The organism is Marinifilum sp. JC120 (genome assembly GCA_004923195.1).
Classification (GTDB): Bacteria; Desulfobacterota; Desulfovibrionia; order Desulfovibrionales; family Desulfovibrionaceae; genus Maridesulfovibrio.
Map to the genome: position 1 here is coordinate 1 of RDSB01000173.1, position 497 is coordinate 497.

Sequence of the window (497 nt, forward strand, 5' to 3'; positions counted from 1 at the left end):
TCGGGCCGCTGTTTCCGGCAGGAAAAAGGGCTATGAGGATCTGCGCGAAGAGCAGGATGGCCGCTGGAAGCAGACCAGTTCCTATTGGGATGGCAAGATCAAGGCCCTTAAGAATGACAAAAAACTTAGAATCAAAGATCGTAGCCGGCTAATTGCTCTCGCTGCCGGCAGAAAGACAGAGGCCATTGAAGCCCTAAAAAAGGAAATGTCCGGAAAGCGCGCGGAGCTGCGTGAACAAACCCCGTTCAACCGCTGGAACGACTTTTTGAAATGGAAGGCTGAGAGCGGTGATGAAATAGCCCTGAAGGTTCTGCGGTCGAAGAAGGAGCCGATTCAAAGTAATCTTTCTCCTGTTTTTGATTCCCCGGCATCAAAAGTATCTGAACTGAAGCTTAAGCAGAGTCAGTTCAGATCAGACTCAAGCTTGGCGTGGAAAGACAAGCGCAGGCTGTTGTCCATCTCCAAGATGCTCCAGTTGCAGGCCGAAGAAGCCAAGC

Annotated in this window: 1 protein-coding gene; it reads left to right on the top strand. The window is 50.9% G+C overall.

Going from position 1 to position 497, the window contains the following annotated elements:
- Nucleotides 1-205: 205 nt before the first annotated feature.
- Nucleotides 206-497: relaxase (locus tag D0S45_20810; protein TIH06007.1), on the top strand; the 292-nt coding region annotated here is incomplete at its 3' end.